The sequence below is a fragment of the Streptomyces sp. ME19-01-6 genome (assembly GCF_033793745.1).
GTDB lineage: Bacteria > Actinomycetota > Actinomycetes > Streptomycetales > Streptomycetaceae > Streptomyces.
The window spans coordinates 396562-413595 of record NZ_JARAXF010000006.1 but is presented as its reverse complement, the minus strand read 5'-3'; the positions used below and the strand labels follow the sequence as shown (position 1 = coordinate 413595).

Genomic DNA, 17034 nt, shown 5'->3' with positions numbered 1-17034 from the left:
GACTCACAAGAAGCTCCCAGGCTTCCCCATGGGATCGCGCAATTCCGGGACCGATACTGGGGAGATGAGTGCCGCAGACTCCAACGGCAGCGCTGGTATCCCCAACGGTCCCGGCAGCGCGACCGTCCTGGTCGTCGAGGACGAGCCGAGCATCGCGGATGTGCTAGCCATCACCCTGCGCTTCCACGGCTTCTCGGTGGTGTGCGCGGGCAGCGCACGGGCCGCCGTCGAACTCGCCCACGAGGCGCGCCCGGACGCCGTCCTGCTCGACATCGCCCTGCCCGACGGCGACGGGCGCCAGGTGTGCCGGGTGCTGCGCGCCGAACGCGCCGATCTGGCGGTCGTCTTCCTCACCGCCCGCGACGCCCCCGCCGACATCGTGCGCGGGCTCGCGCTCGGCGGCGACGACTACATCACCAAGCCGTTCAACGTCGACGAGGTGGTCGCCAGGATCCGGGCCGTGCTGCGCCGCACCCGCCCGCCGGGCCCGGACCCGGACGCCCCGCCGCCGCCCCGGCCCCCGGTGCTGCGCCACGGCGACCTGGAGCTCGACGAGGCCACGTACACGGTGCGGCGCGGCGGGCGCAGCGCGGATCTGACCCCGACCGAGTTCGCGCTGCTGCGCCATCTGGTGCGGCACGCGGACCGGATCGTGCCCAAGGAGCAGCTGCTGCGGGACGTGTGGCGGTATGAGCAGCCCGTCGAGTCCACGGTCGTCGAGACGTACATCAGCTATCTGCGGCGCAAGCTCGACCCGCTGGGGCCGCCCCTGATCCGCACCCGGCGGGGCGTCGGCTACGGACTGCGGCCCGTGGAGCCCGCGTGAAGTGCTGGTGCTGGGGGTGCGGGAGGTGCCGGCGGAAGGAGCAGCACCAGCGCGCGACGCTGCGGGCCAAGCTGACGCTCAGCATCATCGCCATGCTGACGATCGGCATCGCCGCCGCCCTGTGGGTCAGCACCATGGGCATCCGGCACTACATGGTCGCCAACATCGACAGCGATCTCCGCGCCTCCCGCGACGGGCTCCAGCGGACCAGGCTGACCAGCGACCAGGTAGCGACCCTTGCCGCGATCGCCGACCTGAGCGGCCAGTTCGCCGCCGAGAACCATTCCAACCGGACCCTGTTCGCCGTCGTCGGCCGCGACGGCAAGGCCACGCCGTTCGGCAAAGCGGCGCCGGACGCCGCCCAGCGCGCCCTCGCCGACGCCGTCCCCGACGCCGCCGCGCTGGCCCGCCGCGACACGCCCGTGGACGTGACCGCGCACGGCACCGGCTACCGGGTGACCGCCCTGCGCCTGGGCGGCCCCGACGGCCGGCTGCTCCTGATGGCCAACTCCACCACGGCCGTCACCCAGACGATGCACAAGGTCGTACGGCTCGTCCTGGGCGTCGGCGCCGCCCTGGTCGCCTGCCTGGGCACGGCCACCTTCATCGGCGCGCGGCGGCGGCTGCGCCCCCTGGAGGACATGGTCGAGACCGCCTCCGCCATCGCCGAAGGCTGCCCCCAGGGGCTCGACCTCTCCCGCCGGGTCGCCTCCCGCGGCCACCGGCACAGCGGCGGCGAGGTCGAGCAGCTGCGCACCGCCCTCAACGCCATGCTCCAGCAGCTGGAGACCGCCTTCGTCACGCGCGAGCACGCCGCCGGACAGCTGCGCCGGTTCGTCGCGGACGCCTCGCACGAACTGCGGACGCCGCTCGCCGCGATCCGCGGCTATCTGCAGCTGGACGAGAAGGGCATGTTCGGGGACGAGGCGGAACGGGCGCGCGCGATGGCCCGGATGAACGCCGAGGCCGAACGGATGGCCCGGCTCCTCGACGAACTCCTCGCGCTGGCCCGCCTCGACCAGCGGCCCCGGCTGCGCCCCGCGCCCGTGGACCTGGCGGGCGTGGCGCGCGCCGCCGCCGCCGACCTCAGCGCCCAGCAGCCCGGCCGCCCCGTGGAGCTGCGCCTGCCCGCGGACTGTCCGGTCCTCGCCGACGAGCCGACCCTCCACCAGATCGTCAGCAATCTGCTGGCCAATGTGCGCATCCACACGCCCGCCGACGCGCGGGTGCGGGTAAGCGTGGAGGAGGGGGACGAAGAGGGCGGGTTCGGGGTGCTGCGGGTCGCCGACGAGGGGCCCGGCATGCGCCCGCAGGACGCGGAGCGCATCTTCGACCGCTTCTTCCGTACGGGCGGCACGGAGGGCAGCGGCCTGGGGATGGCGGTCGTACGGGCGGCGGTCGACGCACACGACGGCACGGTCCGGGTCACCACCGCCCCGGGCGAGGGGCTGACGGTCGTGGTGGCCCTGCCGTCGGCGCGCGCCGGCAGACCCCATCACGCACGGGCCGAGGCCAGCTCCACCACGGTGATGTCCGGCGGCGCCCCCACCCGCACCGGCGGGCCCCAGGCGCCCGCGCCGCGCGTGACGTAGAGCTGCGTGTCGCCGTAGCGTTCGAGCCCGGCGGCGGTCGGGTTCGCGAGCTCGGCGACGTAGTTGCCGGGCCACATCTGCCCGCCGTGGGTGTGCCCGGACAGCTGCAGATCCACGCCGTGGTCCACCGCGTCGTGGATCACCACCGGCTGGTGGGCGAGCAGCACACAGGCGCGGGCCGGGTCGCGGTCACCGAGCGCCGCCTCGAAGTCGGGGCCCTGGCCCTCGTCCTCGCCCGCGATGTCGTTCACCCCGGCGAGGTCGAAGCCGCCCAGCTCGGTGCGCTGGTTCTCCAGCGGCCGCAGCCCGAGTTCGCGTACGTGGTCGACCCACTGCGCCGCGCCGGAGAAGTACTCGTGGTTGCCGGTGACGAAGTACGCCCCGTGGCGGGAACGCAGCCCGCGCAGCGGCTCGGCGGCGGGGCCGAGGTCCTCGACGCTGCCGTCGACGAGGTCGCCGACGACGGCGATCAGATCGGGGCTGGTGCGGTTGATCGTCTCCACGATCCGCCGGGTGTGGGCGCGGCCCAGGATCGGCCCGAGGTGGATGTCGCTGACCACGGCGATCCGGAACCCGTGCGCCCGGCGCGGCAGCTTGGCCAGCGGCACCGTGACCCGCTTCAGGCGGGGCCCGCGCAGCACGGTGTACGTCCCGTACCCCACGGTGCCCGCCGCCACGGTGGCCGCCCCGACGGCCACTGTCCGCGCGACGAACAGCCGCCGGGAGGGGGGCGGTGGAGCGTCTGGGGTCGCGAGCTCGGTCTCGGTCTCGGTCGCGAGCTCGGTCTCGGTGCGCACCGCCTCGTCCACGGTGCCCACCGCCGGCGACCGCTCCGCGGGAAGGTCGGCGAGCGGAGCGACGGGCGCCTGGCCGTGCCGAGCAGGCGCGGCGGCAGTAGCCCGGGCCGCGTCACGCCGCTCCAGCCACCGGCGCAGCAGCGGCCGCACCGCCTCGCCCGCCAGCAGAGCGAGCGTCAGATACAGCACCAGCGCCAGCCACAGGTACCCCGGCCAGGCCAGGACGCGCTGCAGGGCGAAGGGCGCTCCGGCCCGCCCGGAGACCAGCGCGCCCACGCTGATCAGCGGCAGGACCACCGCGGCGACCGTACCGGCGCGCCGGGCGCGCCCGCCCCGCGCCGTCGTGTCGCGGACGAGCCGACGCCACAGATACCAGTGGACGCCGGACAGCAGCCCGACGACGGCGAACGCCACGAGGGCGAAGAGCACGACCAACCCAGGTCCTCCCGTTTCGCGCCTCCATGGGCGCCCGGTTACGCCACTACCGCCCCCCTTACGGCTTCTTTGCGACGGCGTCCTCGTGGCGCAGAGCACGCAGGCCACGGAACCCGATCACGCCGATACCCGTCCCCAAGAGAAACGAGGTGATCGCGAGCAGCAGATGCACCCAAAAGTACGCGGTGGGATCTCCGGCGTCGTCGAAAGCGAGCCCGCTGCTGTCCTTCCACAAGTTTTTGACAAAGGTGAACCAGATGGCCCAAGTCCAGACCCCGAAGGCGAGCAGGAACCAGGAAATGGGGCGGCTGAGCTTCATGCTTTCCAGTATGAGCACGCCTGGTGGGCGAACCTCGCGCGGGTCGGACACTCGTAAGGCCGTGGCCGTTTCGCCTAGGGGTTCGACGGCCGGTACGTTCGCAGGCGTGCCGACCTCCTCCTGCGCCCCCAAGCGGGGCACCGCCGCCCCTCTGGCCGCCTCCGCCGCTCTCCTGCTGACCGCCCTGTTGTCCGCCGCCCCGGCCCACGCCGCGACGACTGCCGACCGCGCCGACGACAAGGACACCGCCAAGCCGCCCGCCAAGATGTCCGTCGTGGGCGGCAAGCGGCTCGGCCGCCCGGGGACCCAGGTCTCACTGAAGGCGGGCGCGCCCGCGCTGCCCAAGGGGCTGAGCGGACGCTCCTGGATGGTGGCCGACGCCGAGTCCGGCGATGTGCTCGCCGCGCACAACGCCCATTGGAAGCTGCCGCCCGCGTCCACCCTGAAGATGCTCTTCGCGGACACGGTGCTGCCCAAGATCCCCAAGGACCGCGAGCACAAGGTGGAGCCGTCCGACCTGGAGGGCATGGGGGCGGGCAGCAGCCTGGTCGGGGTCAAGGAGAACCTGACCTACTCGGTGCACGACCTGTGGCTCGGTGTCTTCCTGCGCTCAGGCAACGACGCGGTGCACGTGCTGTCCGCGATGAACGGGGGCAAGGCGAAGACGGTGGAGGAGATGCAGGCGCACGCCAAGCAGCTGAACGCGCTCGACACGCATGTCGTCACCCCGGACGGCTACGACGAGAAGGGCCAGGTCAGCAGCGCCTACGACCTCACCCTCTTCGCCCGCTCCGGGCTGCAGAAGGCGGACTTCCGGGAGTACTGCTCGACGGCGACCGCGCAGTTCCCCGGGGAGTACAAGAAGGACAAGAAAGGCAAGAAGAAGCGCGAGAGCTTCGCGATCCAGAACACCAACCGCCTGCTGACCGGCTTCGGTGTCTCGCAGTACAAGGGCATCGCCGGGGTGAAGAACGGCTACACGACGCATGCGGGCTCCACCTTCACCGGGGTCGCGCAGCACGGCGACCGGGTGCTGCTGGTCACCGTCATGAACCCGCAGAAGCAGGAGAGCAGCGAGGTCTACAAGGAGACCGCGACCCTCTTCGACTGGGGCTTCAAGGCGGCCGACTCGGTCGAGCCGGTGGGCACGCTCGTCCGGCCGGGCGCGAAGGGCCTCACGAGCGGGTCTCCGTCGGACGGCACCGGTGAGAAGAAGGCGAAGGAGCACGCCCAGGCGGCCGTCTCGCCCAGCGACGGCGGCTCGGGCGGCATGTGGACGGCGGTCGGCATCACGGGCGGCTCACTTGTGCTGCTGGGAGGGGTGGCGTACGCGGTGCACCGCCGGTGGCCGCTGCCGGAGTTGGTGCGGCGCCGCTCGCGCGGCTGAGCACGCCGAACGCCGGGTTCAAGAACGCTCGGGCTGGGGGATCTCCAGCCCGGGCCGCTCCGGCTCGGGGGCGGGTTTGGTGGCGGTCCAGGCGGCGCAGAAAAGCGTGAGCTTGGCGGTGAGGTTGATCCACAGGAGCAGGGCGATGGGCACCCCGAAGGCCCCGTACATGCTCTTGGCCGCGACGTTCTGGAGGTAGCTGCTCAGCAGCAGCTTGAGCAGTTCGAAGCCGATCGCGCCGATGAGCGCCGCGACGACGACACTCCGGCGCGCCGGCTGTACGCCGGGCAGCCAGGTCAGGACGTAGCACAACAGCAGGAAGTCGGCGATGACGGCGGCCGCGAAGGCCGCCAGCCACAGCAGCCAGCCGCCGATGCCGTTCTCGGGCATGCCCAATTGGCGCGTGGTCCAGCCGACGGCGGTGGCGGCGAACGCGGACACGGCGAAGGAGCCGAGCGCGACGCCGCCGAGGCCGAAGAGCACGATGGCGTCCTTGAGCTTGCGCTTCATCGGATTGCCGGGGTCCTCCTCCAGCTCCCACACCGCGCGCAGGCACTCCCGCAGCGAGCCCACCCAGCCGATGCCGGTGAACAGCAGCAGCGCGCCGGCCACGACGCCGATCGTGGCGGCGTTCTCGATGAGACCGCTGAGGTCGAGCTGGCCGGAGATGCCGGGGACCTGCTGGGCGAGCTTCTTCTCCAGCTGCCGCATCTGCTGCTCACTGAGGGTCGCGGCGCCGATCGCGGCGCCGACGGTGATCAGGGGGAAGAAGGCGAGAAAGCTGATGAAGGTGATCGCGGCGGCGAGCCGGGTCCAGTGGACGCGCTCCAGCGTCTCGTACGAGCGCCATGCGTGGGTATGCATCAGCCGGGCGATCACGGGCAGCCGGGTCAACCAATCCATGATCAGCGGGTTACCCTTCGGTCGTCTTCCAGTCCCCGGCGCGACGAGGTCAGGGTCTCGCTACGTCGGGCCGTCAGCCGGAACCGGCTTGACCGACACTCCGCTCATCACTCTTCTTGGCGAGGGCCGACCACGGCTGGAGGCCTGTGACCGCACCGGCTGTGGCCCTGGCTGCGCCCCGGTTACAGGGACGGCGCGGGCGGGCGGGAGAGGTTGACCTGGCGGGGGACCACCGGGCCGGTGCCCGACGGGCCGGGTCCGTCGCCGAAGGGGTATTCGCGCTCCAGGCGCCAGACTCCGTCCGCGCCCTGCTCGTAGAGCGCGAAGCCGTCGATCGTCCAGGCCGCCTCGAAGTCCTTCAGCTCCGCGTACGCCCGGTCCATGGCCGCCTCGTCGATGCCATGGGCGATCGTGACGTGCGGGTGGTAGGGGAACTGCAGCTCGCGGGCGCACGGCCCGGAAGCGACCCGCACGAGCTCCTGGAGCGCCGTGCACTCCTCGACACCCTCGACGATCTTGACGTAGACGACCGGGGACAGCGGGCGGAAGGTGTCGGTGCCCTCCAGCCGCATCGTGAAGGGCCGGCCCTCGGCCGCGACCGTCGCCAGATGGCGCTCGACGCCGGGCAGCCCCGAGGAGTCGACCTCGGTGGGCGGCAGCAGCGTGACGTGGGTGGGGATGCCGTGTGCGGCGGGGTCCCCGAAGGCCGCGCGCCGCTGCTGCAGATAGCTGCCGTACGGCTCCGGGACCGCGATCGAAACGCCGAGCGTTACGGTCCCCACTGCGTTCTCCCTCCTGGCCCTCCCGGGCGTTGTCGGCCTGAGCCGCTGCACCGGTGTCAGTGTGGCGGCTGGGCCGCCTTCGCGGCTAGGTTCGTCGGTCCATCGGCGCACGTACCCACGCCCCCCCGCGAAGGGGGCCTCGGGGCGTCGGCCGGTGACGTCAGTCAGTGCTTCGCGGGCAGGAAGCCCACCTTGTCGTAGGCGCGGGCCAGCGTGTCGGACGCGACGGCGCGGGCCTTCTCCGCGCCCCTCGCCAGGATCCCGTCCAACGTCTCGGGGTCCGCGAGGTATTCCTGGGTGCGCTCGCGGAAGGGGGTGACCCACTCGACCAGCACCTCGGCGAGCTCGGTCTTGAGCGCGCCGTAGCCCTTGCCCTCGTACTGCCGCTCCAGGTCCGCGATCGTGGTGCCGGTGAGGGTGGAGTAGATGGTCAGCAGATTGCTGACGCCTGGCTTCTTCTCCTCGTCGTAGCGGACCTCGGTCTCGGTGTCCGTGACGGCGCTCTTGATCTTCTTCGCCGAGGCCTTGGGCTCGTCCAGCAGGCTGATGATGCCCTTCGGCGTGGACGCCGACTTGCTCATCTTGATCGCCGGGTCCTGCAGGTCGTAGATCTTCCCGGTCTCCTTGACGATGTACGGAGCGGGAATGGTGAAGGTGTCACCCAAGCGCCCGTTGAAGCGCTCGGCGAGGTCGCGGGTCAGCTCGACGTGCTGGCGCTGGTCCTCGCCGACCGGGACATGGCTGGCCTGGTAGAGCAGGATGTCGGCGACCTGGAGGATCGGGTAGGTGAAGAGGCCGACAGTGGCCCGGTCCGCGCCCTGCTTGGCCGACTTGTCCTTGAACTGGGTCATCCGGGACGCCTCGCCGAAGCCCGTCAGACAGTTCATCACCCAGGCAAGCTGCGCGTGCTCGGGCACATGGCTCTGGATGAAGAGGGTGCAGCGGTCCGGGTCGAGCCCGGAGGCGAGCAGCTGGGCGGCGGCGAGCCGGGTGTTGGCGCGCAGCTCCGCCGGATCCTGCGGCACGGTGATCGCGTGCAGGTCCACGACCATGTAGAAGGCGTCGTGGGTCTCCTGCAGCGCGACGTACTGCCGGATCGCACCGAGGTAGTTCCCGAGGTGGAACGAGCCTGCGGTGGGCTGGATACCGGAGAGCGCACGGGGACGATCGAGGGCCATGGCACCCATTCTCTCAGGTGTGGAACCAGTCTCGGTCCGCCGGTGTATGAAAGGTGTGTGGACTCGTGAGAGGGCGCGGGAGGGGGACCTCGCCGTGCGGAAGACGACGGCAGGGGCCGAGACGGCTTCGGCCGAAGCAGCGACCGAAGCAGGGGGCGGAGCGGCGACCGAAGCGGGGATCATCGCGCGGGTGCGCGCCGGGGACACCGAGGCGTACGCGGAGCTGATGCGGGCACACGCACCGATCGCGCACCGCACCGCCGTGCTGCTCGGGGCGGGCGCCGACGCGGAGGACGTGGTACAGGACGCCTTTGTGAAGGCGTATCTCGCCCTGGGGGGATTCCGGGACGGCGCGGCGTTCCGGCCATGGCTGCTGCGGATCGTGGCCAACGAGACGAGCAACGCGCTCCGCTCGGCGCGGCGGATGAGTACGGCGGTGGGCCGCGAAGCGGCGCTGGGCGGAGCCGAGCCGGTCATACCGGAATCCGCGGACCCGGCAATGGCGGCGCTGGCCGGCGAGCGGCGGTCCCACCTGCTGGCCGCGCTCGACGAGCTGAGCGAGCCGCAGCGGCGGGTGGTCACCTACCGCTATCTGCTGGATCTGGACGAGGCGGAGACCGCACAGGCCCTCGGCTGGCCTCGCGGCACGGTGAAATCCCGGCTCAGCCGTGCTCTGAAGCGGCTGGAGCTGCTGCTCGGGACGGGGTCGGCGGCGGAGGAAGGAAGGCGGGGAAGTGGCGGAGAGGGACACGGAAAGTACTGGGGAGACGACCGCGGAGACGACTGCGGAGGCAACCTCGGAGGCGACCTCGGAGGGCACTCCGGCACCACAGTCTGCGGACCGAGCAGCCGCGGGGGGTGTGGCCCGGGGCGGGGGCGAGCGGCTGCCCGACGAGTTGCGGGCACTCGGGCGCGCGCTGGAGTCTCCCCCGCCGGGCGTGTCGCCGGTGGACGGGGAGACGCTGGTCGAGCGGGTGATGGCGCGGATAGTGGGCGCTTCGGCGGCCGGTCCCGCGACCGCTCCGGGCCGGGACGGGCGGGTCCGGGTCTGGGCGGAGGAGCAGTGGCGGGACCTGCCCGGCCTGACGGCCGGGCAGGGGCCCGCAGACGACTCCCGTCCGGACAACCCCAGACGGAGCAGCCCCGGGCGGAGCAGCCCCGGACCGGACAGCCCCGGGCGGTCCGGCCCCCAGCCGGACGGCGTCAGGCGGTCGGCAGACCGGGGGCGGGATAGGCCGCCATCAGCTCGGCGACCTCAGCCCTGATCTTGGCGAGCGTCTCCTCGTCGCCGGTCCCGGCGGCGCCCACGCCCCGGTCGATCCACTCGGCCACGGTGGCCATGTGCTCGGTGCGCAGGCCGCGCGAGGTCAGGGAGGGGGTGCCGATCCGGATGCCGGAGGGGTCGAAGGGCTTACGCGGGTCGAAGGGCACGGTGTTGTAGTTCACCACGATCCCGGCCTGGTCGAGGGCCTTGGCCGCGACCTTGCCCGGCACGTCCTTGGGCGTGAGATCCATCAGGATCAGGTGGTTGTCGGTGCCGCCGGAGACCAGGTCGAAGCCCCGGGCGAGCAGGGCTTCGGCAAGGGCCCGCGCGTTGGCGACGACGGCATGGGCGTAATCGCGGAAGGAAGGCTGGGCGGCCTCGTGCAGGGCCACGGCGATGCCCGCGGTGGTCTGGTTGTGCGGGCCGCCCTGCAACCCGGGGAAGACGGCCTTGTCGATCGCCTTGGCGTGGACCTCGCGCGACATCAGCATCGCGCCGCGCGGGCCGCGCAGCGTCTTGTGGGTGGTGGTGGAGACGACATCGGCATGCGGCACCGGGGAGGGGTGGGCGCCGCCCGCGATCAGCCCGGCGATATGCGCGATGTCGGCGACCAGCACCGCGTCCACCTCCCGGGCGATCTCCGCGAAGGCGGCGAAGTCGATGGTGCGGGGCACGGCCGTACCACCGCAGAAGATCACCTTGGGGCGCTCCTTGCGGGCCAGATCGCGCACCTCGTCGAAGTCGATCAGGCCGGTGTCCTGGCGCACCCCGTACTGGACACCGCGGAACCACCTGCCGGTGGCGGAGACGCCCCAGCCGTGGGTGAGGTGGCCGCCCATGGGCAGCGCCATGCCCATCACGGTGTCGCCGGGCTCGGTGAAGGCCAGGTAGACAGCGAGGTTGGCGGGCGAGCCGGAGTAGGGCTGCACGTTGGCGTGCTCGACGCCGAACACGGCCTTCGCGCGGTCCGCCGCCAGGGTCTCGACCTGGTCGATGACCTGCTGGCCCTCGTAGTAGCGGCGGCCCGGGTAGCCCTCGCTGTACTTGTTCTGGAGCACCGTGCCGGAGGCCTCCAGGACAGCGCTGGAGACATAGTTCTCGCTGGGGATAAGGCGCAGGGTCTCCGCCTGCAACCGCTCCTCCGCACCCACCAGCGCGGCAAGCTCCGGGTCGGCCGCCGCCAGGGCGGGATGGGAGAGGGAGGCGGAATGGGAGAGGGGCTGGCTCATGGTGTCCTCCGGGCGATCGGTCGGTTGGTCCGGTCGTGGTCCCGGGGTGCCCAGGCGGGCGGCACCTCGTGATGGCTTCAGCCGCACACCGCTTCCTCGTGGTCGCTTCCACGTTCGCCAGTCACGGCGTGCACTCCCACACTCTAATCGCGGCGCGGTTTCGGCCCGGCCAGGCGCTGGGGACGACGACGTGCTGCGGGCAGCCATTCGTTCATTTGGCCTGCTCTACGCTGCCTGAATGATTCGCACTGTGGTCTTCGACGTTGGCGAGACCTTGATCCGAGACGACCGTGGGTGGAGGGCATGGGCTGACTGGCTGGGCACCCCCCAGCACACCCTCTCCGCCCTCGTCGGCGCGGTGGTCGCTCAAGGGCATGACAACGCCGAAGCCCTGCGGCTCATCCGGCCCGACATCGACATCGCGGCCGAGCGAGCCGCGATGGAGGCCGCTGGAGCCGGCGAGGACCTCGACGAGTCCGACCTCTATCCAGATGTGCGTCCAGCGCTTGCCGCCCTCCGCGAGGCGGGCATCCGCGTCGTCATCGCAGGCAACCAGACGGCGCGCGCCGGTGTCCTGCTGCGGGACCTCAAGCTGCCCATTGATGAGATCGCCACCTCGGGAGAGTGGGGGGTCGCCAAACCCGACCCGCGCTTCTTCGCCCGCGTCCTGGACCTTGCGGGAACCGCACCCAACGAAACCGTGTACGTGGGCGATCACCCCGCGAACGACACGCAGCCGGCGAAAGCCGCGGGCCTGCGCGCCGCGCATCTGCGCCGTGGTCCATGGGGCCATCTGTGGTCCGGCACAGTTGAGGCGGCCGCCGCGGACTGGCAGATCGACTCGCTGCACGACCTCGTACGACTCGCCGCCACATGAGGCAAGCGGCCCCGTAGACATGGGGCCGCTCGCTACCGTTCGGAGTGGACGCACCGAACGGAGCACCAGTATGCCGACTGAGAACGCCCGCGCATTCGGCAAACGCGTGGCCTACCACCGCCGCATCGCACGTATGACACAGCAGGAGTTGGCCGACGCGGCCGGGGTCCATGTCGGCACCCTACGGAAGATCGAGCGAGGAACGCGGGGCGCCAGCGACGGTGTCGTGGAGGCATTAGCGGCTGCGATCGGTGTCGACACCTCCCACTTGCTGGGGAGCCGGGACCGGGCGGACGCGCGCGTTCATGCCGCCATGCCGTCTCTGTCAGCCGTCATCGCCGCGTATGACGCGCCAGACGACGGTCCAGTCCGGCCACTGGCCGAGCTGCACACTGCGGTAGACGAGGCAGTGACGTGGCGCCTGGCTGCTCAATACGTGCGGATCGCTCGCCATCTGCCGTCCCTCATCGGCTAGCTGACCCGCGCCTTCCGTCTCGCCCCGGCCAAAGAGCGCGCCGAGACCGCGAGCCTGCTGGTTTCCGCGCTGCGAACCGCCGACGCCGTGGCGTACAAGTACGGCGCCCGGGACCTGTCTGCGCGCTTGGTGGACCTGATGCGGTGGGCGGCTCCACACGCCTCAGACCCTCTGTTGGACGCGACCGTCGCCTACGTCCGCACCGAGACCTTCTTCGCCGCCGGCGCGCACATCCCCGGGCTGCGCGCGCTGCAGACGGCGATCGACAACGCGCCCACCGGTCAGGACGATACGGCGATCGCTGCCCTGGGCGCCTTGCACATGCGGACCGCTGTTATCGCTGGACGAGCCAGACTTGTGGACACTGCGGATCACCACCTAGCGGAGGCTTCGCGCCTGGGGGACGCGGTACCTGAGAACGTCTACCAGGGCACAGCGTTCGGGCCGAACAGCGTCCGCATCCATGAAGTCTCCGTTGCCATCAGCCTCGGTGGTGACCATGTGCATCGGGCCCTCAACGTCGTCAACGGCTGGGCCCCGCCTCATGCTCTGCCTGCCGAGCGGCGGAGCGGGTTCCATATCGAGATGGCTCGCGCCCAGCTGTGGTCGGGGTTGGCCCGCGAAGCGTACGAGTCGTTGAAGGTCGCCCGTCACATCGCTCCACAGCACACCCGCGACCACCCGTGGGTGCGCGAGGACATCGCCACGCTCCGCCGACTACGGCGCGGCGATGCGGAGAGCCTCAGCAACTTCGCGGAATGGTGCCACGCCGACGAGTGACCCTGACTGACCCTCAGTGGGTCACTTGTGGCCCTGTCCGCGGAGAACCATCTACCTGTCCACACCGACCAGGCAGATGGGACGACTCCGACCATGGCCGAACCCCTGCGGGTGCCCGCCAACGCTGACTCTCTCAACTTCGGATCGTGGGCACCTCCCAGCGGCCGCAACGCGCAGCTGCAGCCCGCCGGCGAATCGTGGGACGCCGTGCGCGTCCCGCGCTTCATCGGCAAACAGGCTCTGGAGCTGCTCGGCGGGGACGTGGGCGCGGTCATCGAGAATCCCTTCGACGGCGTGCTGTTCTGGCTCATCGCTCCGGGGGCGGCCGCCGCCTGGGACATGAGCCGGCTGCCTGGGGTCGAGGTATGGGGAGCGACCGCCTACATCGAGGTGCCCCCCGTCGGCTGCCGGAGGGGACCTGGGGTGCGCTGGCGCGTACCGCCCCGGGACCGACACCTCACCGACCCGGCGCCCCTCTTCGCCGCGCTGCAGACCGCGACCCGCGAAGCGCTCGGCCCTCGCGAGGAAGTGCCCCGGTGACGCAGTACTGCTACCGCTGCGACAAGCCCACCCGCGAGCCGATCCCCGTGCTCCGCGCGTCGGCCTCCGGGCCCGGCTGCCTACGCCACCTCTGCCCGGACTGCGACCGCCGATGGCCGCGCCCCGACGCCGACCTCTACACGGTGCTCGTCACGCTGCAGCGCGAGAGGCAGGCGACATGACCGTCCCGGTCGGCGCCCGGCGTCTGTCCGCGTACTGCGCGCTGTACACGGCCGAACCCGACACCACGCCGGACGAGATCCACGCATTCTGCAAGGCGCCGGGCGAGGTACGGGCGACGCCCATACCGCCCGCGACCCGCGGCGCGCTCATCTTCACCATCCGCTGTGACTGCGACTGCCATCAGACCGCGCCCATCGAGGCGCCGAAGACCAACGCCACCTAAAACGGTGTGATGTCGTCACGCGGCGCGCGCCTGGCGCCGATACAGGCCAGGGGCGAGCCCGAATTCCCGCTTGAATGCCTTGGCGAAGGCGAACTCCGACCCGTATCCCGCCCGTGCCGCCACCGTCGTCAGCGGTGCGTCGGACTCCTGCAACAGCTGCGCGGCGGTCGTCATGCGCCAGCGGGTCAGGTAGGCCATCGGCGGCTCGCCGACCAGCGCGTTGAAGCGGCGGGCGAAGGCCGCGCGGGACAAGCCGGACCGGGCGGCCAGGGACTCGACGGTCCACTGCGCCGCGGGCGTTTGGTGGATCGCCGCCAGTGCGGGGGCGACCGCGGCATCGCTCAGGGCGGCGGCCCAGCCCTGAGCGGTATCCGCGGGTTGGTCGTCCAGCCAGGCGCGCAGGATGTAGAGCAGCAGCGAGTCGATCAGGATCGGCACGATGCCTTCGGAGCCGATGCGCGGGTTGTCCAGCTCGGCGCCCAGCAGTTGGACGGCGGCGCTGAGCTCGGGGTGGCGGCCGTGCCGCGTGGGCAGGTGGATGATCTCGGGCAGCCGCATGACCAGGGGGTGCGGACGGCCTTGGTCCAGATGGTAGTTGCCGCACAGCAGGCTGGTGCGCGGACCGTCACCGCCCAGCGAGACGGAGCCGATGGGCATGCCGTCGCTGAACTGCTCGGGGCGGGGCTCCTCAGCCGGTGTCGAGGGCTGGTCGGCGAGGACGTGGCCGCGGCCGTCGCGTACGAAGATCACGTCGCCGGGGCCGAGCGGGATCGGCGGGGTGTCGTCCAGCGGGACGAGCCAGCAAGTTCCGTGGAGCACCACGTGGAATCCCGCGCCCGCGACCGGCGGCAGCCGCAGCCCCCATGGCGCGCGGCCGTCAGTGCGGACGGACGCCGGGCTGCCGGTGCGCATGGAGGCCAGCGCCTCGGTGAGGATGTCCATCGCCGCTCCCGTCTCCGATGACGAAACGATACGGGCCGCCCTCGTGGAAGAGAGCGGCCGGTATCCGTATCAGACCGTCAGCACGACCTTGCCCTGCACCCGCCCCGACTCGATCAGCTCATGTGCCTTGCCGGCCTCGGCCAGCGGGAAGGTCTCCTCGACATGGGGGCGGATCCGGCCGGCGTCCACGAGCGCGGCGATCGCCTCCAAGCTCGCGTAGTCCGGCTCCACGGAGATCCCGGCGAAGCGCCGCCCGGCCGCCGCGACCGTGGCCGCGAGCTCGGTGTCGCCGTGTTCGAGGATGCTGACCAGCACGCCTCCGGGGCGCAGCGCGCGCAGCGAACGCGCGCCTTGGGCGGTGGAATCGAAGACCACGTCCGCGTCCCGCACCGCTTCGGTGAACTCGGTGGTTTGGTAGTCGATCACCTCGTCCGCCCCCAGACCGGTCACGAACTCGTGCCTGGCAGCGCTGGCGAGTGCGGTGACGTGCGCGCCGTGTGCCTTGGCGATCTGCACCGCGAGGTGGCCGACGCCGCCGGCTGCGCGGTGGATCAGCACCCGGTCGCCTTCCTTGATGTTCGCCGCGTCCACCAGCCCCTGCCAGGCGGTGAGCGCGGCGAGCGGCAGGGCGGCGGCGTGTATGTGATCGAGGGTGGCGGGCTTGCGGGCGACCTGCCGCGACGGGGCGGCGACGTACTCGGCGTACCCCGTGGCCGCGCGGGGAAAGAACGGCATTCCGTACACCTCGTCGCCCACCGCGAACCGGGACCCGGGGCCCGTCTCCTCGACGACGCCCGAGATATCCCAGCCGACGCCGAATGGCGGCTCGCCCAGGAGCGGGAACGCGCCGGACCTGACCGCGGCGTCGACCGGGTTGACCGCGCTGGCGTGGACCCGGATGAGTACCTCGCCAGAGAGCGGGCGGGGGCGTTCGACCTCGGTGACCTCAAGGACCTCCGGGCCGCCGAAGGTCTTCTGGATGACAGCTCGCATCAGGATCTCCCCTGTTGATTCGGTGTGGTGTTGTCCACCATAGGGAGATCAAATGAGCCGCTGAATAGCTCACAGTCTTGCTCGCATGTCTGATCGTCTTATGCGGCGAGCGCCTCGGTCACTTCGGTCGCGCATCGGATCCGCGTCCTGCCGTCATCATTCACGGCGGGAACCTACAAGGCCTGCAGCTCCTCATCTGCTCAGCCATTGATCGATCTCAGTGCTGATCCGCGCTTTCAACCCCGCGGGAGCGAAGCCGGCTTCGACCGAGGCACGGGCCAGGTTCGCCAGTTCGGCGTCGCCGTACCCGAAAATCTCCCGGGCGTGCTGGTACTCCGCCGCCAACGACGTCTCCCCGTCAGTGTTCACGGTGACCGTCAGACCGGCCTCGACCAGGCGCGGCAGCGGGTGCTCCGCCAGCGACGGCACCAGGCCGAGCAGGACATTGGAGGAGGGGCAGACCTCCAGCGGCACACGGCGTCTCCGCAACTCGGCCACCAGCTCCGGATCCTCCAGCACGCGGATGCCGTGACCGATCCGCTCCGCATGCCCCGCCGTCAATGCCTCCCGGACGCTGGCCGGGCCGGCCGTCTCCCCGGCATGGTGCACCAGGTGCAGCCCCGCCTCGCGGGCGGCCTGGAGCACCTCGGCGAAGGGCGCCACCGGGTAGGACTCGTCTCCTGCGAGGCCGATGGCGATCACCTGCGGGTACCGGGTGGCCAGCTTGAGGCTTTCCCACAGCCGCTCGACGGGGCGACGGCGCGAGTGGTCCAGGATCACCCGAGTCTGGATGCCGTACCGCTCCGCTCCGGCGGCCAGTCCCTCCAGCACCGCTTCCAGTGGCATCTCCGGATCGCCGAGGCGCTCGCCGTGAGCCGCCGCGGTGAAGGTGACCTCCGCGTAGCGGACGCCCTGACCCGCCTCGTCCTGGCAGAACTCCTCGGCGATACGGCGGAAGTGCCGATGGTCGCGGAGCAGCGCGCGTACCCCGGCCCGCTGGTCGGCGAACTCCCCGAAACTGGTGAAGGGCCGGTCCTGGACGGGCGGCTCGCCTCCCAGGTCGCGGATCGTGGCGCGACGGACGGTGCTTTCCAGGTGGGTGTGCAGATGGGCCTTGGGCAGTAGGCGAAGATCTCTCACGGCAGGACTCTAGACAGTCGGGGCGCGCAGCACCGACATCATTTCGACGCCCCCACCCGATCGCGGCCGAGGCACGACCTCGCCCGGCCAGGCGTCGACTTGCTCCAGCAGGGCTCCGGCGCCGCAAAGTCTCTTCGCAAACCACCCGAGCGACGATAGAAAAGAGCAC

Annotated in this window: 16 protein-coding genes, 2 pseudogenes and 1 riboswitch; of the genes and pseudogenes, 9 read left to right on the top strand and 9 right to left on the bottom strand. The window is 71.3% G+C overall.

The window, feature by feature from the left end; all coding sequences use genetic code 11:
• Nucleotides 1-64 precede the first annotated feature (64 nt).
• Nucleotides 65-826, top strand: coding sequence for a response regulator transcription factor (locus tag PV419_RS17745; RefSeq protein WP_319689683.1), 762 nt, complete (start codon nucleotides 65-67; stop codon nucleotides 824-826).
• Nucleotides 823-2418 (top strand): HAMP domain-containing sensor histidine kinase, encoded by a 1596-nt coding sequence (locus tag PV419_RS17740; RefSeq protein WP_319689681.1) that lies wholly within the window; start codon nucleotides 823-825, stop codon nucleotides 2416-2418. Before PV419_RS17745 ends, PV419_RS17740 begins: the two co-directional genes overlap by 4 nt.
• Here the strand turns inward: PV419_RS17740 and PV419_RS17735 are convergent.
• Both PV419_RS17735 and PV419_RS17730 read right to left on the bottom strand, forming a co-directional pair.
• Nucleotides 2322-3650 carry a metallophosphoesterase gene (locus tag PV419_RS17735; protein WP_319689680.1) on the bottom strand — a complete coding sequence of 443 codons (1329 nt, stop codon included), beginning with the start codon at nucleotides 3648-3650 and terminating at the stop codon, nucleotides 2322-2324. The genes PV419_RS17740 and PV419_RS17735 overlap by 97 nt on opposite strands.
• A gap of 58 nt (nucleotides 3651-3708) precedes the next feature.
• Complete coding sequence (locus PV419_RS17730; protein WP_319689678.1) at nucleotides 3709-3969, bottom strand: SCO4848 family membrane protein; 261 nt, start codon at nucleotides 3967-3969, stop codon at nucleotides 3709-3711.
• Nucleotides 3970-4075: 106 nt separating this feature from the next.
• On the opposite strand from PV419_RS17730, the gene PV419_RS17725 reads away from it, so the two are divergent.
• Complete coding sequence (locus tag PV419_RS17725; RefSeq protein WP_319689676.1) at nucleotides 4076-5356, top strand: D-alanyl-D-alanine carboxypeptidase; 1281 nt, start codon at nucleotides 4076-4078, stop codon at nucleotides 5354-5356.
• 18 nt (nucleotides 5357-5374) lie between these two features.
• Here PV419_RS17725 and PV419_RS17720 read toward each other — a convergent pair whose 3' ends face one another.
• From PV419_RS17720 to trpS, 3 genes are all read right to left on the bottom strand, one after another.
• On the bottom strand, nucleotides 5375-6259 hold the full coding sequence (locus PV419_RS17720) for a YihY/virulence factor BrkB family protein (protein ID WP_319689674.1): 885 nt from the start codon (nucleotides 6257-6259) through the stop codon (nucleotides 5375-5377).
• Between the two features lie 182 nt (nucleotides 6260-6441).
• Entirely contained in the window at nucleotides 6442-7041 is a 600-nt protein-coding gene (locus PV419_RS17715; RefSeq protein WP_319689672.1) for a 2'-5' RNA ligase family protein, read from the bottom strand.
• A 164-nt stretch (nucleotides 7042-7205) separates the two neighbouring features.
• Nucleotides 7206-8219, bottom strand: a complete 1014-nt coding sequence (gene trpS / locus PV419_RS17710; protein WP_319689670.1) for a tryptophan--tRNA ligase — start codon at nucleotides 8217-8219, stop codon at nucleotides 7206-7208.
• Between the two features lie 178 nt (nucleotides 8220-8397).
• Between trpS and PV419_RS17705 the strand changes: the two are divergent.
• A pseudogene (locus tag PV419_RS17705) lies at nucleotides 8398-8931 on the top strand (RNA polymerase sigma factor); the annotation flags it as partial.
• 491 nt (nucleotides 8932-9422) lie between these two features.
• Here PV419_RS17705 and glyA read toward each other — a convergent pair.
• Nucleotides 9423-10712, bottom strand: coding sequence for a serine hydroxymethyltransferase (glyA, locus tag PV419_RS17700; protein WP_319689669.1), 1290 nt, complete (start codon nucleotides 10710-10712; stop codon nucleotides 9423-9425).
• Nucleotides 10713-10753: 41 nt separating this feature from the next.
• A riboswitch (ZMP/ZTP riboswitch) is annotated at nucleotides 10754-10847 on the bottom strand.
• A gap of 103 nt (nucleotides 10848-10950) precedes the next feature.
• On the opposite strand from glyA, the gene PV419_RS17695 reads away from it, so the two are divergent.
• The 5 genes and pseudogenes from PV419_RS17695 (at nucleotide 10951) to PV419_RS17675 (ending at nucleotide 13790) form a co-directional block, all read left to right on the top strand.
• Entirely contained in the window at nucleotides 10951-11589 is a 639-nt protein-coding gene (locus tag PV419_RS17695; RefSeq protein WP_319689667.1) for an HAD family hydrolase, read from the top strand.
• 70 nt (nucleotides 11590-11659) lie between these two features.
• A pseudogene (locus PV419_RS17690) lies at nucleotides 11660-12844 on the top strand (helix-turn-helix domain-containing protein).
• 93 nt (nucleotides 12845-12937) lie between these two features.
• Nucleotides 12938-13384, top strand: a complete 447-nt coding sequence (locus PV419_RS17685) for a hypothetical protein (protein ID WP_319689665.1) — start codon at nucleotides 12938-12940, stop codon at nucleotides 13382-13384.
• Nucleotides 13381-13566 (top strand): hypothetical protein, encoded by a 186-nt coding sequence (locus PV419_RS17680; RefSeq protein ID WP_319689664.1) that lies wholly within the window; start codon nucleotides 13381-13383, stop codon nucleotides 13564-13566. Before PV419_RS17685 ends, PV419_RS17680 begins: the two co-directional genes overlap by 4 nt.
• Complete coding sequence (locus tag PV419_RS17675; protein WP_319689663.1) at nucleotides 13563-13790, top strand: hypothetical protein; 228 nt, start codon at nucleotides 13563-13565, stop codon at nucleotides 13788-13790. The genes PV419_RS17680 and PV419_RS17675 overlap by 4 nt, the downstream gene beginning before the upstream one ends.
• Nucleotides 13791-13805: 15 nt before the next feature.
• On the opposite strand, the gene PV419_RS17670 is transcribed toward PV419_RS17675, so the two are convergent.
• From PV419_RS17670 to add, 3 genes are all read right to left on the bottom strand, one after another.
• Complete coding sequence (locus PV419_RS17670) at nucleotides 13806-14732, bottom strand: AraC family transcriptional regulator (RefSeq protein WP_319689662.1); 927 nt, start codon at nucleotides 14730-14732, stop codon at nucleotides 13806-13808.
• Nucleotides 14733-14801: 69 nt separating this feature from the next.
• A complete protein-coding gene (locus PV419_RS17665; protein WP_319689661.1) occupies nucleotides 14802-15725 on the bottom strand; it encodes an NADP-dependent oxidoreductase in 924 nt (307 codons plus the stop codon).
• Nucleotides 15726-15917: 192 nt separating this feature from the next.
• On the bottom strand, nucleotides 15918-16865 hold the full coding sequence (gene add, locus PV419_RS17660) for an adenosine deaminase (RefSeq protein WP_319689660.1): 948 nt from the start codon (nucleotides 16863-16865) through the stop codon (nucleotides 15918-15920).
• Nucleotides 16866-17034: the final 169 nt, after the last annotated feature.